Genomic DNA, 19,993 nt, shown 5'->3' with positions numbered 1-19,993 from the left:
AAATAAAGGATATCAATTTGATATCCTTTTTAATAGATTTTGTAGAAATATATGCTTAGAATATCTTCCTCTTTAAATGGGCCAAGTATTCTTGAATCAACAGAAATAATTCTGTTGTCTCCACAGATAAAGTATTCATCTTCTTTTAATTTGATTGGTCCAAAGTCCTTGGTGAAGTATGTTTTCCCATCATTTGTCTGAGTGGAGACATAGTCCTGATCAAGAAAGTCTTCACTTACATACTCCCCATTAATATACAAACTGTCGTTTTTATATTCGATTGTTTCATTTGGTAATCCAATTATGCGTTTGGTTAAATTTCGATCTTCATTAGGACTATAAACAGTAACAATATCAAAGCGTTTAATATCTCCCATAGAAACATTAATAATACTAGTAATTCCAGTATCTCCACTTTCAATCGCAGGGTACATACTATTACCTTTTATATGTAGTGGTTTAACAACATAATGAAGCATAGTAAAAATAATAATTACTCCAATTAATGCAATTCGCAAGAGATTTAATAGTACAATATAAAATTTACTTCTATCTATTTGCTGATGTAGCTTTTTTGATGTTTGGCTCATTATGTCTCCACCTATTTTTTATTATAATCTAATTACTTCTTTATTGTCATATATAGTAAAGGGGAACTATACACTATTTTCATATTATAGCATTAACATAAATATATTGTAAAAAATACTCCCCAGATTATAGGGAGTATTCGTGTTTCTGCTTAAATTAATTTTAAAATAAAGAATCGTTTTGTTCTTCCATCTCTTGTTCCTGCGTTTCTTCAACTGTTTCCTCAACAGCTGGTTCTTCGCTGACAACAGGTTCTTCATATACAGGTGTTTCCACTACAGGTTCTTGTGTTTTTGCCATTTCACCAATATTCATAGCTCCTGAAATTTTAGCACCTTTTTCAATACTGATATACAAAGCACTAACATCACCTTGTACTTTTGCATCACTGGAGAAACTAATCTCTGATTGTGCATAAATATTTCCTTCAACATTACCATTGATATCCAATGTATCAGCTTTGATATTACCTTTGATGTAAGTATCATTACGTAATGTCATCTGATTGGAAATGGTAACATCTCCATAAATCTCGCCACTTTCCAGATTTAATGAATCAGCATGTACATCTCCACTGATTGTAGCATTGTCCTTTAATTCTACTGATTGCTTACAGAAAAGATTTCCGTTGATTTTACCTTTCATAACTAAAGGTGATTCCACACTTACATTTCCTTCAATAATCAGTCCTTCACTAAAAATTGAAACTTCTTCCCTGAAACTTTCTCTGACTGAGTTTTGCCCTTGTTCATTGTTTTCTAATTCATTGTTGTAATCATCATCTTGATTAAATCTATTGAACCCCATAACCTTGTCTTCCTCCTTATTGTTATTTGCCCTCGATTCGTTTTCAATACTATTATCATTTTGATAGTATTTTATGAAGTAACACTAGTAGGAATAATGAAATTCTATTGATTGAATATGTTAATTCCTATTACTTCTATATGTTATTATAACATTCTTACTAAAAATAGAATATAGAAAAGTTTTTCTGAGGTATCTATTTATCTTGATTTAGAAAAGGTATAATAGTGATGAGGTGATTGTCATGGATGAAAATGTAAGAAAAATTATGGATATTAAGTTAGAACGTACGAAAAAGGCGTTAGAAAAAAATAATATGAATGCTATAATTCTAAATAATGTTGATGAGGTCGTTTCCTATTTTAAAAACACAGTTGAAGCTGATAGCAGATTGAGTGTAGGAGGCTCACAGACGCTATTTGAGGCTGGTTTAATTGATTTGTTTAGAGAGATGCCAATCTACTTTGAGGATCGTTATGAGGAGGGAATAACCCGCGAGCAGCAACATGAAATATTTCGTAAGGCATTTACTTGTGATTATTATGTAACAAGTAGCAATGCAGTGAGCGAGAGTGGTGAATTATATAATATTGATGGAACAGGGAATCGTGTAGCTGCAATGGCATATGGGCCTAAAAAGGTAATTGTCGTAGTTGGTGAAAACAAGTTGGTAGTTTCTTTGCCGGATGCAATGAAACGTTTGGAGACAACAGCTGCACCAATGAATGCACAACGTTTAGAGCGCAAAACGCCATGTACCATAACTGGAACATGTAGTGAATGTTATAGTGAAGAACGTATTTGTAGTACTTATACAGTTACAAAAAGACAGACGACACCGAACAAAGGAAGAATTACTGTCTTACTTGTGAAAGAAAATCTAGGATATTAAATATTGATGAACAATAATTTTGAACTTTATTTTACTGTTCTTTTTTGTGAATTTGTGGCATAATATTACATACGTTAGGAGTAATTTATGTTTAATGGGATTAGAAGAAATATTAGGCATACAAAACAAAGTGATCCAGCTGCGCGTTCAGCTTTTGAAATCATCCTTTTATATCCACATATGAAAGCGTTGTTTTTCTATCGGATTGCTCATTTTCTCTACAAATTACATTTGTACTTTTTAGCACGCTTTGTAACCAATATTGCACGATTCTGGGTAGGGATTGAAATTCATCCAGGTGCAACGATTGGAAAAGGATTACTAATTGATCATGGTATGGGTGTAGTAATAGGAGAAACTGCAGTTATTGGTGATGATTGTACAATCTATCATGGAGTAACGCTAGGAGGAACAGGGAAGGAATGCTGTAAGCGTCATCCGACATTAGGGAATAATGTCATGGTTGGTGCGGGTGCCAAAGTACTGGGAAATATTACCTTGGGCGATAATAGTAAAGTTGGCGCAAATGCAGTAGTAACCCACGATGTTCCACCAAATACAAGTGTTGTAGGGATCCCTGCAACAGAAGTGAAAAAACGCAAATAAGGACTTGCGAGTTTATGGTTTTCATTTGGTACTGTAATTTTTTTGTAGTATGATTAGATAAAGGAGAAAATCTATGAAAGATATTATCTATATAACAGGACATAAGAACCCAGATACGGATTCTATCAGTTCTGCTATCGCTTATGCTTATTTAATAAATGAGTTAGGTATTCAGGCCAAGGCATGTAGATTAGGAAAGATAAATAATGAATCAAGGTTTGTATTGGATAAATTCCAATTAGAAGAACCAGATTTGATTACAAGTGCAAAAGCAGCATTAAGAGATATTGATTTAGATACTGCTGTTCAGGTGGACACAAACACAACATTACGTCGTGTATGGGATTTGTGCTTAGAGTATAATACACATACAGTATATGTGGTAAATGACAATAAAGAGTTAATTGGACTTACGACATTATCGGATATTTCAAAAATCCAGATGCAGGATTTAAATATTACAAAAGATTTACTAAAAGAAACACCACTGATTAATTTGGTACATTCACTAAAAGGTGACTTTATTTATGAAGGAACTTTACCAAGAAGTGGGTATGTTCGTATTGCAGATAAGAAACTGATGGAACGAGATATTGTTGGTAACATTATGGTTCTTAGTGACAATGAAGATATTATGCTTACATGTATGGAAAAAGGCTGTGCGGTTATAGCACTTGCTGAAAGCTATATACCAAGTGATAAAGTAATTGATCGTGCAATGGAAATGGGTGTTACCTTAATTCGTACACAATACAATATTATGAAAATCCTGCAAATGATTTATCGTAGTATTCCAGTAGGGATGATTATGACAGATATTAATGGGATTCAGCGATTCAATGGGAATGAATATGTGGAAGATGTAGCGAAAGAAATGTTGAAGACAAGATATCGTAACTATCCCGTATTTATGAATGATCGTCTGATTGGTTCAATGGGTAGATTCCATGTTCTTAAATATTCAAAGAAAAAGCTTATTTTATTAGATCACAATGAGCGTAGTCAAAGTATTGATGATATTGAATATGGAAATATTATGGAGATTATTGACCATCACCGAATTGGTGATATTGAAACGAGTCAGCCTATTATCTTCCGTAATCAGAATGTTGGAAGTACATGTACCATTATTGGAATGATGTACAATGATCACAATATTGTGCCACCTAGAGAAATTGCTGGTGCTATCTGTTGTGCAATTATATCAGATACAATGAATTTCCATTCACCAACTTGTACCGAAGTGGATAAAGATATTGCACAGGGATTTGCAAAGTTATATGATATTGACTTAGATGAACTGGCAACAGAAATGTTCAAAGCAAGTGCGAAAATTGAAGGAAAATCAAACCGCGATATCCTATATACTGACTTTAAGGAGTATGATATTGCAGGTAAACAGTTGGCAATTGGTCAGGCTTATATCTATGATATGGATACCATCGCCAGTATAGAGGAAGAATTTAAACAATTCCTTGAACAGGAAAATGAAATCTTAAAGTATGATTTATTAATGATGGCATTTTCGAATGTGGAAGGAAAAGGAAGTAAATTTATCTACTCAGGTAAGTTATCTAATGCAATCTGTTCTTCATTTATGAATGAAGAAACAGGTGATAATTATATGGAAGGTCTGGTTTCCAGAAAGAAACAAATTATTCCTAAAATTGCATCACTTCTTAAATAATAATTATGAAACTTGAATCAATTGGTTCAAGTTTTTGTTTGCCTATTTGAAATAATATATTTATATTATATAATTATATTAGAGAGAGGACTGTTTATCCAAGAATAGGAGGGAGTGTAATGAATTTATACAAGCGATTTTTTAAGTTAATCTTTATTATTTATCTTTCATTTACAATTCTTGTGAATACGTTTTCACTTGCATTTCCTAAACGTGTAAGTAAAAAGAGCAAAGCCTCATTACATATACCAAAATCACAGACAAGTAATAAAGGAGCCAAAGTTGTTCTGTTGGAAGAACCACAAGGTAGTTTTGATGCCAGAATAGCTTTGATTAAATCAGCAACTAAAAAGCTTGATATTGTCTATCATTCCTTTCAGTATGGTGAAACACTAAAAGTATTTCTGATGGAAGTTCTAAATGCTGCAAATCGTGGTGTTCGTGTACGAATTCTTTTAGATGGGAAAGTTGGTTTAATTAATCATAAAGCAAAAAAAATAATGAATTATTTACTGACTCATAAAAATATCGAATATTGTCGCTATAACAAACTTTCTTTATTAAAACCATGGGGATGGAATATGCTCCTACATGATAAGTTTATGAATGCTGATGATCATTATCTTATTATTGGTGGAAGAAATATTGGTGATAAGTATTTTGCGAATAATGAATATAAAGGAAAGATAACGTATGATCGAGATGTGATGATTTACCATAAGCGAAAGGGAATCAAGATATTTAATGATATCAATCTCTATATGAATTCTCTTTGGTATCATAAAGATAGTAAAATAGTAAAAAGTAAGATGGAAAGAAAACGTTATATTCGTTTTGAACAGGAATGGAAAGAGGAAGTAAAACATTTTTATAACTATAATCAAAATGTATTTACTGCAACTTTAGCATCTTATGAAAAAAATGCTTATCCAGTAGACCAGATTATATTATTGCATAATCCAATTTCAACTCATGAAAAGAAAGAACCATGGCTTGCATATCAGTTGAGGAAATTGATTCATACAGCAAAGAAAAAAGTGATTATTCAAACACCATATATGAGTGGGAATGCCTTTTTATTAGAATTGTTGAAGAATAAGCCTAAGAATATCTCTTACGAAATAATTACAAACTCATTGGCATCTACACCTAATATTCTTGCTTTTTCTAATTACTATTCTTATCGTAAAAGATTTGCAAATACAGAAGCAGATATTTATGAGTATCAAAGTTTATCATCAATCCATGGAAAATCCGTTATATTAGATGATGATACAAGTATTATCGGATCATTTAATCTTGATGATCGAAGTATTCACTTAGATACAGAAACGATGGTAGTTATTAAAAGTGAGGCATTTACCCAAATGTTTAAAACAAAATTAAATCGTATTAAAAGCGAGTGTTTGTATTTAGAAAATGATAGTACGTATGGTAAAGAAGAAAACAAAGCACTTAGAGTTTCTCCGATAAAAAAACTCGTGATTTATGTTGTTTCCATCTTCACGAGAATTTTTCAGTATTTAATTTAATTCACTTTATATTCATCAATAATCTTGCTTACTTTTTCACGATCCGGATCAATATAAATAGTTTTATAGTTAGTAAGTGTCACAAATCCCATAGCAGCCTTATTCGGGCGTTTTAACTGCTTTATCAGACAGTAGTTAACTGGAACACTACTAGAGTCCTTTCCTTGCGAGTAGTATGCTGCAAGCATTGCTGCGATACGTAGCACTTTCTCACTAGGATCACTAGTTGTAATGACAACATGTGATCCATGCATGTCTTTCACATGGAACCAAGTATCGTCTTTTTTCGCTTGTTTGAATGTAATGTATTCATTCTGAATATTATTTTTTCCAACATAGAGATTAATACCATCAATCTGTAATGTAAGAAAGTGAGGCTTTGCATCTTTTTTCTTTTTACGTATTTTATAACCTGTTTTCTTCATAAACCCCTGATTTGATAGTTCTTCTTTAATTTCAATTGCATCTTCTAATGAAATACTATCAAGTTGAACTTCAATGTTTTCAAAGTATTGAATCATTCTTTCAGTTTTTTCAATTTGCTTTGCAACCTCAATCTGTGCAGTTTTACTTTTATTGTATTTTTGATAATACTTCTTTGCGTTTTGTTTTACCACAATCTTATCATCAAGGGGTATTTTAACAAGTGATTCATCTTCAAAACTAGGAAGCTCCAATACTTTTAAATGTTGATTGTGATACTGACCATACGCATATAGTAAATCTCCATACATGCGATACTTATCCAATTCATTTGCATCCTCTAAGGTTTGAATTAATTTACCTAATTTCTTACGATTCTTCTTTAACTCATATCTTACAACTTTGTAGATATCACCACTTTGTTGTTTAATTCTAACTTTTTCTTCTTTCTGATAATATAACTGATCCATTGCTTCCATTAATTCATAGGTTGCATAGGGAAGCTCTAGATGTTTCAGTTCAATCAGATGATATAAAATATCATTTTGCTTATGATGAAGATATAATACATCACTATTTTTAATCTCTTTCATAATTTCAGTGAACTGTTCACCATGTTTAATCCGATACATTACTTCATCACTCAGCAAAGGCGAGAATCCATGGAATTGTTTTACCAGAGATTCTTCTGGATTGAATTCAGTTGCCAGAAATGGATCAGTTTTATCCATGTGTGGTTTTGGTAATGTATAAGCTGCACCTGGATGAATCGTTCTTGAATTGTTCTCAAATGCAGGGATTCGTTTTAACGCATCCACAATTCGATCTTCATCATTCACCAAAATCAGATTGGCATATTTTCCCATTAACTCTACATATAAATAATAATTATGATAATCGCTTAATTCATCTTTCACTTCAATGGTAATCTTTAAGATACGATCAAGACCTAACTGATCAATGTTTGTGACGATTGAACGATCAATATGTTTTCTTAGTACCATTAAAAAGTTATTTGGTATTTCCATTGTCTGATATTCTTTATCAGTAAGGTGAATACGATTATAAACACTGTGACACGAAATCATTAATTTATGATTTTTTCCTTGTGTACGTAATATAAAAATAATTTCATCATTTGAAATTTGTTGGATTTTATTAATCTTTGCAGGTTGCAATAACTTCAGTTTTTCACTGATTCGATACAATACTAAACCATCTAATGCCATAAATACCTCTTTTCTTTAGATATTATAGCATATATTGAACAATTGCTGTTCACTTCTAATTTATTCAATGATATAATAATTCTATTATAAATGGGGGTCTTATGAAAAAAGGTTTATTAATTATTATTAGTGGTCCTAGTGGTGTTGGTAAGGGGACAGTTCGTGATTTCTTTATGAAAGATAATTCTTTGAACTTAACTTATTCGATTTCGATGACAACAAGAAAACCACGTGAAAACGAAGTGGACGGAGTAGACTATTTATTTGTCAGTAAAGAAGCGTTTGAAAAAGCCATTGAAAATGGAGAACTTCTAGAATGGGCAGAGTTTGTTGGTAATTATTATGGAACCCCGTTATGTCAGGTGGAACGACTTCGAAATGAAGGGAAAAATGTTTTACTGGAGATTGAAGTACAAGGAGCTCAACAGGTAAGTGAAAAAGTTCCTGACGCAATTACAATTTTTATGATTCCACCAACAATGGATGAATTAGAGAATCGCATTCGTGGACGCAAAAGTGAAGCTGAGGAAGTGATTCAAGAACGTTTGGCAAAAGCCGAAAAAGAAATGAAATTAATTAAAGATTATAAGTATGTTGTGTGCAATGATGATCCGGAATTAGCAGCACAATATATTGGATTAATTGTGAAAAGACATATGAATCTTGCAAAAGATGAATAAAATGTGGTTTGAACACTTAAAAAAGTTGTAAATTGATTTATTTATGAGTATAATATTATTAGTGACTTAGGAGGCATAACTATGGATTTTTGGTATTCATTGGGTAGTTTGATCGCAGGTTTAGCAATTGGAGGATTTTTAGGTTTCTATTTCACCAAAAGAAAATTTGAAAAGGAATTGAGAGAGAATCCACCAATTAATGAAAAGATGATTCGAGCTATGTTTCTACAGATGGGAAGAAAACCTTCCGAAGCTCAAATTAGACAAATTATGAAATCTGTGAATGCGAATAGATAATAACACAGCTGAGCTGTGTTTTATTATGTCAAAAGAAAACAACTATACAAAATTGTACAGTTGTTTTTTTCTATTCGCTACGCAATGCGTCTACTGGGTCTTTCTTAGCTGCCATACGAGAAGGGATATACCCACCAATGACAGTTAGCACTAATGATATCATTACTAAAATAAGTGCGTGTAACGGATGGAGGTTAGCTACATTACCTAATCCAGACACACGTTCAATAATCATATTGATTGGCAGGATGAGTAGTTGGGTAATACCAATACCTAAACATCCTGAGAATAATCCTACAATTAATGTTTCCGCATTGAAGACACGACGAATGTCTTTTTTTCTTGCACCTAATGCACGTAAGATTCCAATTTCTTTTGTTCGCTCTAACACTGAGATATAAATGATGATACCAATCATAAAACTTGATACAATCAAGGAAATTGCAGAGAAAGCGATTAATACGTAAGTAATGGCATTCATGATATCTCCAGACAGAGAAGTAATTAATGCCGCCATATCAGTATAAACGATTTGATCAACAGTTTCTTTTCCTTCATTATAAGCGTCCAAATACTCAGTAACACGAGTTTTTGAATCGAAGTCTTTAGGATAGATGGAAATAGAACTTGGAGTTGCATCTCCTCCCAGATATCCAATTACATCATCTTTTGTACTGCTGCTATTTTCATTAAAGATTTCTCCTGTTAATACATTATAGCTGCTTTCTTTTTGAGCTATCACAATCTTAGAATCTTTATTTGTTTCAATCAATAATGTACTTACTGCTTCTGTATAATAAATTGAATTACTGCTACTTAATAATTCTTTTCCTTCTTTTGCACGGATAATCGCCTGTACTGGTAAAGAAATAGAGTTTTGATTATTAAATAAGGATTCTAACTGATTATCAGGAACAAAGTTACCATTGTATTCAATATAATAATTATCATTTGTAATTAGTTTAAGTTCACTGTTTAAGATATCATCAAAGGTATAAGAGGCTCCTTCTTCACTATGGATTCCTAACTGCTGTAAAGTAATGTCTGAGAGATCATTTGATGAACCTACAACTACAATGATTCCTGGTTCATCTTCTTTTATTGTTCCACTTAATACATCATAAGTGTCCTCAATTATATTTGTATCATTTATAGAATTTGGTAAGACATCCCATGTTCCGTGACGTTGAGTATTATCAACTTTTTCAATTGTGTTATCAGTAGTTTTTACTAAAATATTAAATACTGCTGAATATTGATAAGAGATTGCATTTAAATCTTTCTGATTAATGTTTTCAATATACTCTAAATATTCTGAAGTAATGTTGTTGGTATGAAACATCGACTCATGACTATTCTGTGATGCAATAATACGTTCATTTTCTGGGTAAGTTTCATTGTCATTTTCACTTCCACCAAGAGATGAAAAATCCAACTGCATTGCCTGGCTAGTGATTGTAATTGGCATTTGTGAAAGAGAATCTTTTTCAAATACTTCTATTTCCCTTTGAAATCCATTTGAGAGTGCAAGAATCAATGCAATTCCAATAATCCCAATACTTGAAGCAAAAGAAGTAAGGAACGTCCGTCCTTTCTTTGTGCATAAATTATGGAATGAAAGTTTTAAAGCGCTCAAGTAACTCATAGCTGTTTTCTTAATTTCTAGTGTAGTTTTACTAGATTCACTTTGGCTCTTACTTCCAGAGTCTTTTATCACATTTCCATCTTTCAAATGAATGATTCGATTTGCATATGTAGTTGCCAATTGTGGATTATGAGTAACCATAATTACTAGCTTATCTTTTGCGATTTGTTGAATCAGCTCCATAATTTGAACACTGGTTTCACTATCAAGTGCACCAGTAGGTTCATCAGCAAGAATGATATCTGGATCATTGGCTAGTGCTCTGGCAATTGTAACTCGTTGCATCTGACCACCTGAGAGCTGATTTGGTTTTTTATGTGCGTGTTTCTTTAATCCAACTTGTTCTAATGCATCTAGTGCTCTTTGTTTGCGAATTGACGGTGATACACCACTTAATGTCATTCCCATTTCAATGTTGGAAAGAACTGAAATGTGGGGGATCAGGTTGTAGTTCTGAAACACAAATCCAATACAGTTATTACGATAAGCATCCCAATCCTTATCTTTGAATTTCTTTGTACTCTTATTATTGATAATTAAGTCTCCATCATCATAACGATTCAGACCTCCAATGATATTTAGTAATGTTGTTTTTCCTGAACCACTTTCTCCTAGAACTGCAACAAATTCATTTTTAGAAAATGATAATGATACATCATGCAAGGCATGTTGTATAAAATCACCCGTCTTATAACTTTTTCTTATACTTGTTAGTTTTAACATTTTCATATCCTCCGAATGTGATAAATCTGTAAGTTTTTTCTTACAAACAGATTATGCAGCAACAACCTTTGAACTACCTTTGAAAAATTTCAAAGTTAATTCAAAGAAATCTATATTATAATGTTGAGTAGGAGGATTACCTTATGCGTATACTATTAGTAGAAGATGAAAGACGTTTGCATGATGCACTCGTATATATATTGGAAAAAGAGAATTATGTTGTAGATAGTGCCTATGATGGAGAAGTTGGTGAGAGTAAAGCATTAAGTGGAATTTATGATGTAATTGTTTTAGACTGGATGTTACCAAAACAGGATGGCATTGATATTTTGAAATCAATTAGAGATAATAAGATTCATTCCTATATTATCTTTCTGACTGCAAAAGATACAATTGAAGATCGAGTGATGGGTTTAGATGGTGGAGCGGATGATTATCTGATTAAACCATTTTCGAAAAATGAGTTGTTGGCTCGTATTCGTGCATTAAGTCGTAGAGTAACTACTGAGATTGTTGAACATCAACTAATTAAGATAGGAAATATTGTACTTGATGTAAGACGTTGTGAGTACAGTTATAGTATGGGATATGCAGAACGTTTAACTTTACAGGAAACCCAACTCTTAGAATATCTAATTACTAATAAAAATCAGGTATTAAGTAAAGAACAAATTCTTGATAAAATATGGGGATTTGAAAAGGATGTGGAAATTGGAATAGTTGAACTGTATATTCATTATCTTAGGAAAAAGATTGATATGGATAAAGCAGGAATTGAAATTAAGACAATACGTGGTGTAGGCTATACACTATTGGAGGTTTCCTATGAAGATTAAATTGAAGAAGCACTTTGTTAGATTTAATGTACTTGTTATATCTGTAGTTCTTTTGTTGCTTATGTTAATTCTACTGTTAGGACAACGAAGTGAAGTAACCTTAAGTCGTTGGTTAATTACAGGAGTTATAAGTATCGTTGTTGTGTATATTGCCAGTAATGTAATTGCTAAGCGAGCAATTGCACCAATTGAAGAAAGTTGGCAAAAGCAACTGGACTTTACTTCCAGTGCTTCTCATGAACTAAGAACCCCACTTGCGGTTATAAAAACTAGTTTAGAGATTGTTATGGATAATCCTGAAGAAAGTGTAGAATCACAGATGCGATGGTTAGAGAATATATATGCAGAAACAGAGCGTATGAGCAGATTAACTGAAGATTTACTTTGGTTATCACGAAGTGATGAACATAAACTGAAGTTAGATAAAAAAGAATTTCAGCTAAATGATCAGGTACGACAAGTTGTGTCGCAGTACTCACTGGTTGCGAAACAAAAGAAGATTAATATAAAATTAATAGATACTGATGTAATCCAGATAAATGCAATTGAAAGCCAAATGAAACAGTTACTATTGATTCTGCTTGATAATGCAGTAAAGTATACCAAGGAAAATGGTAATGTTACTTTATCATTAGCAGAGAATAACCATTCTGTAGTAATTCTTGTAAAAGATACAGGAATTGGGATTCCAGAAGATGAATTAGTACACGTGTTTGAACGCTTTTATCGTGTTGATAAAGCTCGTAACAGTGAGATAGAAGGCTCTGGATTGGGTCTTGCAATCGCAAAAGATATTGTAAGTAATCATAATGGAACGATTGAAATTCAAAGTAAAGAAACTATCGGAACAGAGATTGTTGTTACGATACCGAAATAGGTATTGAAATTAATTTTGATATGCTATAATTTATATATGTTTAAAATTATAAAAAGAATTCTCTTGATTCTTATTGTACTTGCTTTTTTACTTATCTGTATTGTTGCAGGTATTGGGTATCTAGATTATAAAAGTGAAGTTGATAAAGTAAGTGTTGAAGAGAAAGTAAGCGAAATAGAGAATATTGAGCATTATACACCAATAAACGATATATCTTCAGATATGAAAGATGCGATTGTCGCAATTGAGGACCGTCGTTTTTATGATCATAATGGTGTTGATTATTATGCACTTGTTCGAGGAATTGTTGTAACGCTATCTAATCAAGGGGTGCAAGGTGGGAGTACACTTACTCAACAACTTGCAAAGAATATGTATTTTATGGATGACAACGGTGGAACAAAGAAGATTGCTGAAGCATTTGTAGCGAAAGAACTTGAAGATAAATATGATAAGGAAAAGATTTTAGAGTTATATCTGAACGTTGCTTATTATGGAGATGGGCATTATGGAATCTATGATGCAGCGATGGGGTATTTTCAAAAGACACCAGCTGAACTAAGCGTTAGTGAAGCAAGTGTATTGGCTGGTTTACCACAGGCACCTTCGGTTTATGCGTTAAGTAACAAGAATGAGCAAACCAAAGAGCGTCAGATGCAAGTGCTAAATTCAATGCTGGAATTGGAAATGATTACTCAAGAAGAATATAATACAGCAAGTCAGTTTGTATTTTTCTAAAAATATGAATATTGAATGACGAAGTCAAAACGTACGATAGTACAATGACTTCGTTTTCTTATGAAAATATCTGAAAACTAAATAAAAAGCATTAATTACTAGTAATTTAATAAGAATTATGATATTTGACTATTTTCTTCTATCTCTTTGTGAGGTATAATCTAGTGGTACTCACCTTGAATGAAAAAACAAGGGAACTGACTAATTTATCTTTTACTAAGAATGATATGTACTATTAGGGTGTAGCTGCTGGATATAATGGTAGTTATCAAATACAGAACAAAGAAGATTGGTACAGTTCAATTACAATCATATGTAAGTGTATTGTTGGAATGCAGATTCCAACAATTATTGTAAATTCGTTATTTGCATAAAGGATCGCTATAAGAAGTATGATTGCAACACTGAAAATATTTGAATATCAGTGTTAAAGGAGGGAAGTATGCAGATATTTAAAAAGCTTTCCTGGTTTTTTAAGCAGGAAAAGAAATCGTATTTTGGAGGGATTTTCGCCCTTGCAGTAATTGCGGTTTTAAACTTATTTCCTCCTATGATTACAGGAGGAATTATCGACCAAATAGAATTTAATGAATTAACTTATGAAACAGTTATTGTGTCTGCAGTGGTTTTAGTTGTTAATGCATTAATTATGTTCTTTATGCGCTACTTGTGGCGTATTTGTATTTTTGGTTCAGCCTTCCGATTAGAAAGGATTTTACGTTTTCGTCTTTTTGAACATTTCACTAAGATGTCGTCAAACTTCTTTCAGAGATATCGTGTAGGGGATTTAATGGCACATGCGACAAATGATCTTCGATCAATCCAGCGACTTGCAGGTTTAGGAGTCTTGCAGTTAGCAGATGCATTGATTACAGGTAGTTCGGTATTATTTGCCATGATTGTATTTGTTGATTTAAAGCTGACACTTATCACACTTATTCCAATGCCATTTATGATTATTGGCTCACAAGTGATAGGGAAACGTCTTCATACAACGTTTACTGCAGCACAACAAGCTTTTTCAAGTATGAACAACCGTACACATGAAAGTGTATCGGGGATTAAAGTGACAAAAACATTTGGACAGGAACAAGAAGAGATTGAAAGCTTTCGTGAAGAAACAAACGATGTTTATAAAAAGAATATGCGTACAGTAATGTATGATGCAGCGTTTGATCCAATGATTGAAATCATTATCATTGCCTGTTATGTGTTGTTATTTATCTTTGGTGCAGGAATGATTCAAAGTGGTGATGTAACCCTTGGAAATCTTGTAGCAATGGTAAATTATATGAATATGTTGATTTGGCCAATGTTGGCGTTTGGATTTCTTTACAACAACATTGAAAGAGGAAATGTATCTTATGAAAGAATTGAGGAGTTATTAAGTATAAAATCGGATATTCAAAATATTGATAACCCGATTGATAAGGTTCCTACAGGAGATATCTTTTTTGATGTTCATTCGTTTGCGTATGGACAAAAAGATGTACCAGTACTGGAAGATATTAAATTTGAGTTAAAACAGCGTCAGACGCTTGGTATTGCAGGTAAAACAGGTTCAGGTAAAACAACGCTAGTAAAGCTGATGTTACGTGAATATGATCACTATAAAGGAACGATTCGTTTTGGTGATAGTGAAATCTATAAATATGATGTAGACAAATATCATAAAGCGTTTGGATATGTACCTCAAGATCAGTTCTTGTTTTCAGCAACGGTAGCTGACAACATTCGTTTTGGATGTATGGAAGCAAGTATGGATGAAGTAATTGCGGCAGCAAAGATGGCGTCTGTACACGAAGATATCGAAGGATTTGCCCAAGGTTATGAAACTGTAGTTGGAGAACGTGGAGTTTCATTGTCTGGAGGACAAAAGCAACGTATAGCAATTGCTAGAGCGTTATTGTTGAATCCAGAAGTGTTGATTCTAGATGATTCTTTATCTGCCGTTGATGCAAAGACAGAAGAGCGAATTTTAGAAGCTTTAAGAGTGAATCGTGAAAACAAGACAACGATTATTGTGGCTCACCGTTTTAGTGCGATCAAGCATGCAAATCTTATCCTTGTATTAGATGAAGGTAAGGTAAAAGAACGAGGAACACACAATGAATTAATCAAGCAAGATGGTTGGTATGCTTATATTAACTCCCAACAAGAACTATATCAGGGAGGTGATGAGTAATGGATAACTATGATGACATTGAAGTAATAACTGGTCGTGAACAGATGCAAGTGTTAAAGCGATTGATGGGCTATTTGAATCCATATCGTGGAGCATTGTTAATTGCTATTCTGACATTACTTGCTGCGACTGTATTTAGTTTGCTAGGACCAATTGTAATTAAAAATATCGTTGATACTGCTTTTGGCAAGGATCATGTAAATATGGATTTAATCTATAAAAACATTACGATTTATGCTGGAGTAATTCTGGTTTATTCAGTGTTTCGATATTTATATGTATATCAGTTTAAAAAGATTGGTAACAAGGTAACTCAGGATTTAAGAGTCGCAGTATATGAAAAACTGCAATCAATGGGAATGCGTTACTTTGATCAGACACCTTCTGGTAGTATTGTATCAAGAGTAACCAATGATACCGAATCAGTTATGGAGATGTTGAATGATGTTGTTTCTGTAATTGTATCGAGTGTAATTATTATTATATGTATTTTAGTAACCATGTTTATTTTGGATGCAACAATGGCACTTATATGTCTGTTGTTTTTACCAGTAGCGATTCTGATTATTTATTTGTATCAAAAATTTAGTACGAGATACTATTTGATTGCACGTGAGCGTTTATCACAGTTGAATACAAGGCTGGCTGAATCAATTTCAGGTATGAATATTATTCAATTGTTTGTTCAACAAAAACGTATATCAAAAGAATTTGAAGATACAAATAGAGAATATTATGAAGCAAGTATGCGAAATACTCGTTTAGATGGTATTCTGCTAGCACCAACAATTCACTTGTTGACTTCATTAGCATTAGCTATCCTGATATTGAATACAGGATTACGTGCTTTGACTACCGTGGTTTCAGTTGGTACAGTTACTGCATTTATTGAGTATATTTATCGTTATTTCGATCCAATGTTTCAAATTATGGATCGTTTAGCAATTTTCCAACAGGCAGTAGTATCTGCTTATCGTGTCTTTATGGTATTGGACCATGAAGAAGTGGCACCTTCACAAAATCCTGGAGCAAATGCAGTGATTGAAGATGCAAAAATCGAGTTTAAGGATGTTACTTTCTCATACGATGGAAAGAACAATGTATTAAAGAACATTTCCTTTACTGTAAACCCTGGTGAAACAATTGCCTTGGTTGGACATACTGGAAGTGGGAAGAGTAGTATTATTAATGTTATGATGCGTTTTTATGAATTCTATGAAGGTGAAGTATTGATTGATGGCAAATCAATCAAGGATTATCCAATGGATGAGTTGAGAGCAAAAACAGGGTTGGTACTACAAGATCCATTTATGTTCTATGGAACAATTGCTGATAATGTTCGTTTAAAGAATAAAAGTATTACAGATAGAGAAATACAAGATGCTTGTGAGTTTGTTCAAGCAGATACATTTGTTAATCAGTTAACAGATGGTTATGAACATCGAGTAATTGAACGTGGTTCTTCGTTCTCAACAGGACAAAAACAACTTCTGGCTTTTGCTAGAACAATTGTAACGAATCCTAAAATTCTGATTTTGGATGAAGCAACAGCCAATATTGATACAGAGACTGAGTCGCTGATTCAAGAAGGTCTGGAAAGAATTCGTCGAGGTCGTACCAGTATTGCGATTGCACACCGATTATCAACGATTAAGGATGCAAACAAAATATTAGTATTAGACAAAGGTAGAATTGTAGAGCAGGGAACTCATGATGAACTGATTGCATTAAAAGGAAATTACTTTGCAATGTATCAGTTACAACAAAGCGAACAATATGCTTAATATAGAGACAGGTCATTAGATCTGTCTTTTCTCTTGTTTGTCCTAAAAAGAAATGATACACTGAAAAAAACGGGATGGAGAATAACATATGGATAGAGAAAAAGTTGAGAAACCAATTCATCGTGGTGATTTTCGGTTACTTTTAGGAATGAAATATTATGAATACAAACGCAAACTTCAGTGGATAAAAATGAAAAAAGTATTCGCCACCAATATGGGAGCGGATTTGAAACATCAAATATTTTCTCATCAGACACCACTGTTGCGAAAACTGAAAGATGTAGATATGCAGTATCAATACAATAAGATTGTTAATTTGAAAATAGCCAGCAAGCAATTGAATGGTATTATTCTTAAACCAGGTGAAGTATTTAGTTATTGGTATTTGATTGGTAAAACCACAAAGCGAAAAGGGTATGTTGATGGCATGGTGTTAAATAATGGTGGTTTTGGGCCTGGGATTGGTGGAGGCATTTGTCAGATGTCAAATCTTATTTATTGGATGACTATTCATACACCACTAAAAATAATAGAACGGCATCGTCATGGCTTTGATGTATTTCCTGATGCAAATCGCACGCAACCATTTGGAAGTGGAGCAACCTGTTTTTATCCACATGGCGATTTAATGATTCAAAATACAACCAATGTTCCATATCAGTTAAAAATTACAGTAGGAGAACATAACTTAGAGGGAGAGTGGAGGAGTAGTGAACCACTTAATATTCACTATCAGATTATAGAGAAAAACCATTTAATGCGACCAGAATACTGGGGTGGCTATACACGACATAACGAATTGTTTCGTCAGGTATTTGATTCCAAAGGAACAATGATTGATGAAGAATTTGTCGTATCAAACTCAGCAATTATGATGTACAGTCCATTTATAGATGAAAATAACGAAGGTTAGGTACCTTCGTTATTTATTTGAAAATGTGTAGATTGGATTGTTGTTGATAAACTCTATAGTTATTTTACTTCCAATATGTTTATTGATTATTGTTTTCCAGAATGCATTTGCTTCTTTACTGAATGCAGCAGGCTTAATTGTCCAAACTCCTTTGTGCATGTCTAAAAGTGTTTGAAAGGTTATTTCACCCAAACCTTGTTTACGATAAAGTTTTAAGATAAAGAACTCAGAAACATTGATGATATTTTCATGTTTATTTGTAATAGGTGAATAATCATTTAATAGTACGAAGCCAATAAGTTCATTGTCATTGTATATAAAATAGGAAATATAATTAGTGTCAGTGAAGTAATCTTCAAAATGATCATATTCATAAATTCCATTATTATTTGTTTTGAAATTAAAATAAACAGATAGATCATATAGATATAACTGCATAAGATTAAATAATAATGATTTGTTTTTTGAAGCAACTTTAACAAGTTGAATCGTTGATTGCTTTTTCATAGTCTTTATTCTACATGAAAATAAAACATAATAAAAGTGCCATCGCTGACACTTATTTAATATTATTTATTTTTTGTTAACCAACCAACTTTTGCTTCAGTTCCATTCGCTATACGCTTAATGTTAGGTATATGACGGAAGATTACAAGTACAGCTAGTAAAATACTTGCAACAATTGCTGAAGTATACTCTGTGATAAATGATATATATATCGCTTGAGTAACAGCTGCAAATATTGATGCCAGTGATACCATCTTAAATAATAATAAGATAACTAGGAATACTCCAAGTGGTACAAATAACATCCAAGGATCTTGGAATGTAAAGATTGCACTTGATAATAAGAATCCAAACATTGTCGCAACTGCTTTACCACCACGAAATCCTGCAAAGATTGGATAACAGTGACCAATTGCCGCAAACAATCCTGCCCAGATTGATGCAGCTGGTTCTAGGAAGTAAGCGACGATACCAGCAGCTAACACTACTTTTAATACATCTAATGCAATGACCGAGATTGCTGCTTTTTTCCCTAATACCCGTCCAGCATTACTGCCTCCCAGATTACCGGAACCATATTCTCTTACATCTGTGTTATAGAAAAGTTTACCAATTACTAGTGCAAAGGGAATCGACCCTAATAAGTAACCAATGATACTTGCAATTATAATATTTAAATACAATGGATGTATGCCCATAATAAACACCTCAACTTAGAAAGATATTGTATCATATATTTAATAAAAATGTGAATAAAAATGATGAATAAAATAGCAAATAAATAAAACAAATTTCCTTTGAAATTCGAAGTATTTGCGAATTATGAAATCTTTCTTTAATTTCAATGCTTTTCATTCAAATACTTGTTATAATACTAATTGTGACTTAGCAAGAAACTAATAAATTATTGCAGTTTTTATTAATAAATTCATTATTGATTTTTAATAGATTAAATAGTATTGAAATATACGTTTGAGTTAATATTTAAAGTTTGTACTGAATTTCTTATAGAAATTGAAATAAACCAGTTTTTTTGCTAAA

General features: G+C 32.6%; 18 protein-coding genes. 12 read left to right on the top strand and 6 right to left on the bottom strand.

Annotated features, from left to right (window positions below):
* Window positions 1–29: 29 nt before the first annotated feature.
* Both lepB and J2S15_RS00440 read right to left on the bottom strand, forming a co-directional pair.
* Window positions 30–590, bottom strand: a complete 561-nt coding sequence (gene lepB, locus J2S15_RS00445) for a signal peptidase I (protein ID WP_307404417.1) — start codon at window positions 588–590, stop codon at window positions 30–32.
* A 163-nt stretch (window positions 591–753) separates the two neighbouring features.
* Window positions 754–1,398, bottom strand: coding sequence for a bactofilin family protein (locus J2S15_RS00440; RefSeq protein WP_307404415.1), 645 nt, complete (start codon window positions 1,396–1,398; stop codon window positions 754–756).
* A 244-nt stretch (window positions 1,399–1,642) separates the two neighbouring features.
* On the opposite strand from J2S15_RS00440, the gene J2S15_RS00435 reads away from it, so the two are divergent.
* From J2S15_RS00435 to J2S15_RS00420, 4 genes are all read left to right on the top strand, one after another.
* Window positions 1,643–2,290 carry a lactate utilization protein gene (locus tag J2S15_RS00435; protein WP_307404414.1) on the top strand — a complete coding sequence of 216 codons (648 nt, stop codon included), beginning with the start codon at window positions 1,643–1,645 and terminating at the stop codon, window positions 2,288–2,290.
* 87 nt (window positions 2,291–2,377) lie between these two features.
* Complete coding sequence (gene epsC / locus J2S15_RS00430; RefSeq protein ID WP_307404412.1) at window positions 2,378–2,896, top strand: serine O-acetyltransferase EpsC; 519 nt, start codon at window positions 2,378–2,380, stop codon at window positions 2,894–2,896.
* Window positions 2,897–2,969: 73 nt separating this feature from the next.
* Window positions 2,970–4,583 carry a putative manganese-dependent inorganic diphosphatase gene (locus tag J2S15_RS00425; RefSeq protein ID WP_307404410.1) on the top strand — a complete coding sequence of 538 codons (1,614 nt, stop codon included), beginning with the start codon at window positions 2,970–2,972 and terminating at the stop codon, window positions 4,581–4,583.
* Window positions 4,584–4,702: 119 nt separating this feature from the next.
* Window positions 4,703–6,115, top strand: coding sequence for a phospholipase D-like domain-containing protein (locus J2S15_RS00420; RefSeq protein ID WP_307404408.1), 1,413 nt, complete (start codon window positions 4,703–4,705; stop codon window positions 6,113–6,115).
* Here J2S15_RS00420 and J2S15_RS00415 read toward each other — a convergent pair.
* On the bottom strand, window positions 6,112–7,767 hold the full coding sequence (locus J2S15_RS00415) for an Rqc2 family fibronectin-binding protein (protein WP_307404407.1): 1,656 nt from the start codon (window positions 7,765–7,767) through the stop codon (window positions 6,112–6,114). The two genes, J2S15_RS00420 and J2S15_RS00415, sit on opposite strands and share 4 nt — an antisense overlap.
* 101 nt (window positions 7,768–7,868) lie before the next feature.
* Between J2S15_RS00415 and gmk the strand changes: the two genes are divergently transcribed.
* Both gmk and J2S15_RS00405 read left to right on the top strand, forming a co-directional pair.
* Window positions 7,869–8,447 (top strand): guanylate kinase, encoded by a 579-nt coding sequence (gene gmk, locus J2S15_RS00410; RefSeq protein WP_307404404.1) that lies wholly within the window; start codon window positions 7,869–7,871, stop codon window positions 8,445–8,447.
* A gap of 81 nt (window positions 8,448–8,528) precedes the next feature.
* A complete protein-coding gene (locus tag J2S15_RS00405) occupies window positions 8,529–8,744 on the top strand; it encodes a YneF family protein (RefSeq protein ID WP_307404402.1) in 216 nt (71 codons plus the stop codon).
* 70 nt (window positions 8,745–8,814) lie between these two features.
* On the opposite strand, the gene J2S15_RS00400 is transcribed toward J2S15_RS00405, so the two are convergent.
* A complete protein-coding gene (locus J2S15_RS00400) occupies window positions 8,815–11,112 on the bottom strand; it encodes an ABC transporter ATP-binding protein/permease (RefSeq protein ID WP_307404399.1) in 2,298 nt (765 codons plus the stop codon).
* A gap of 143 nt (window positions 11,113–11,255) precedes the next feature.
* On the opposite strand from J2S15_RS00400, the gene J2S15_RS00395 reads away from it, so the two are divergent.
* The 6 genes from J2S15_RS00395 (at window position 11,256) to J2S15_RS00370 (ending at window position 18,445) form a co-directional block, all read left to right on the top strand.
* Window positions 11,256–11,948: a response regulator transcription factor gene (locus J2S15_RS00395; protein ID WP_307404397.1), complete on the top strand. Its 693-nt coding sequence runs from the start codon at window positions 11,256–11,258 to the stop codon at window positions 11,946–11,948.
* Window positions 11,938–12,825, top strand: a complete 888-nt coding sequence (locus tag J2S15_RS00390; RefSeq protein ID WP_307404396.1) for a sensor histidine kinase — start codon at window positions 11,938–11,940, stop codon at window positions 12,823–12,825. The genes J2S15_RS00395 and J2S15_RS00390 overlap by 11 nt, the downstream gene beginning before the upstream one ends.
* Window positions 12,826–12,888: 63 nt before the next feature.
* Window positions 12,889–13,563: a biosynthetic peptidoglycan transglycosylase gene (locus J2S15_RS00385; protein WP_307404394.1), complete on the top strand. Its 675-nt coding sequence runs from the start codon at window positions 12,889–12,891 to the stop codon at window positions 13,561–13,563.
* 442 nt (window positions 13,564–14,005) lie between these two features.
* Window positions 14,006–15,748, top strand: coding sequence for an ABC transporter ATP-binding protein (locus tag J2S15_RS00380; RefSeq protein ID WP_307404392.1), 1,743 nt, complete (start codon window positions 14,006–14,008; stop codon window positions 15,746–15,748).
* Window positions 15,748–17,532 (top strand): ABC transporter ATP-binding protein, encoded by a 1,785-nt coding sequence (locus J2S15_RS00375; RefSeq protein WP_307404391.1) that lies wholly within the window; start codon window positions 15,748–15,750, stop codon window positions 17,530–17,532. Before J2S15_RS00380 ends, J2S15_RS00375 begins: the two co-directional genes overlap by 1 nt.
* An 88-nt stretch (window positions 17,533–17,620) precedes the next feature.
* Window positions 17,621–18,445, top strand: a complete 825-nt coding sequence (locus tag J2S15_RS00370) for a VanW family protein (RefSeq protein WP_307404389.1) — start codon at window positions 17,621–17,623, stop codon at window positions 18,443–18,445.
* Between the two features lie 9 nt (window positions 18,446–18,454).
* Here J2S15_RS00370 and J2S15_RS00365 read toward each other — a convergent pair whose 3' ends face one another.
* Window positions 18,455–18,952: a GNAT family N-acetyltransferase gene (locus J2S15_RS00365; RefSeq protein WP_307404387.1), complete on the bottom strand. Its 498-nt coding sequence runs from the start codon at window positions 18,950–18,952 to the stop codon at window positions 18,455–18,457.
* A 62-nt stretch (window positions 18,953–19,014) separates the two neighbouring features.
* Window positions 19,015–19,650 (bottom strand): glycerol-3-phosphate 1-O-acyltransferase PlsY, encoded by a 636-nt coding sequence (gene plsY / locus J2S15_RS00360; RefSeq protein WP_307404385.1) that lies wholly within the window; start codon window positions 19,648–19,650, stop codon window positions 19,015–19,017.
* Window positions 19,651–19,993 lie beyond the last annotated feature (343 nt).

The organism is Breznakia pachnodae (assembly GCF_030814225.1).
Taxonomy (GTDB): domain Bacteria; phylum Bacillota_I; class Bacilli_A; order Erysipelotrichales; family Erysipelotrichaceae; genus Breznakia; species Breznakia pachnodae.
The sequence above is the reverse complement of the archived record's forward strand: the minus strand, read 5'-3'. Positions and strand labels throughout refer to the sequence as shown.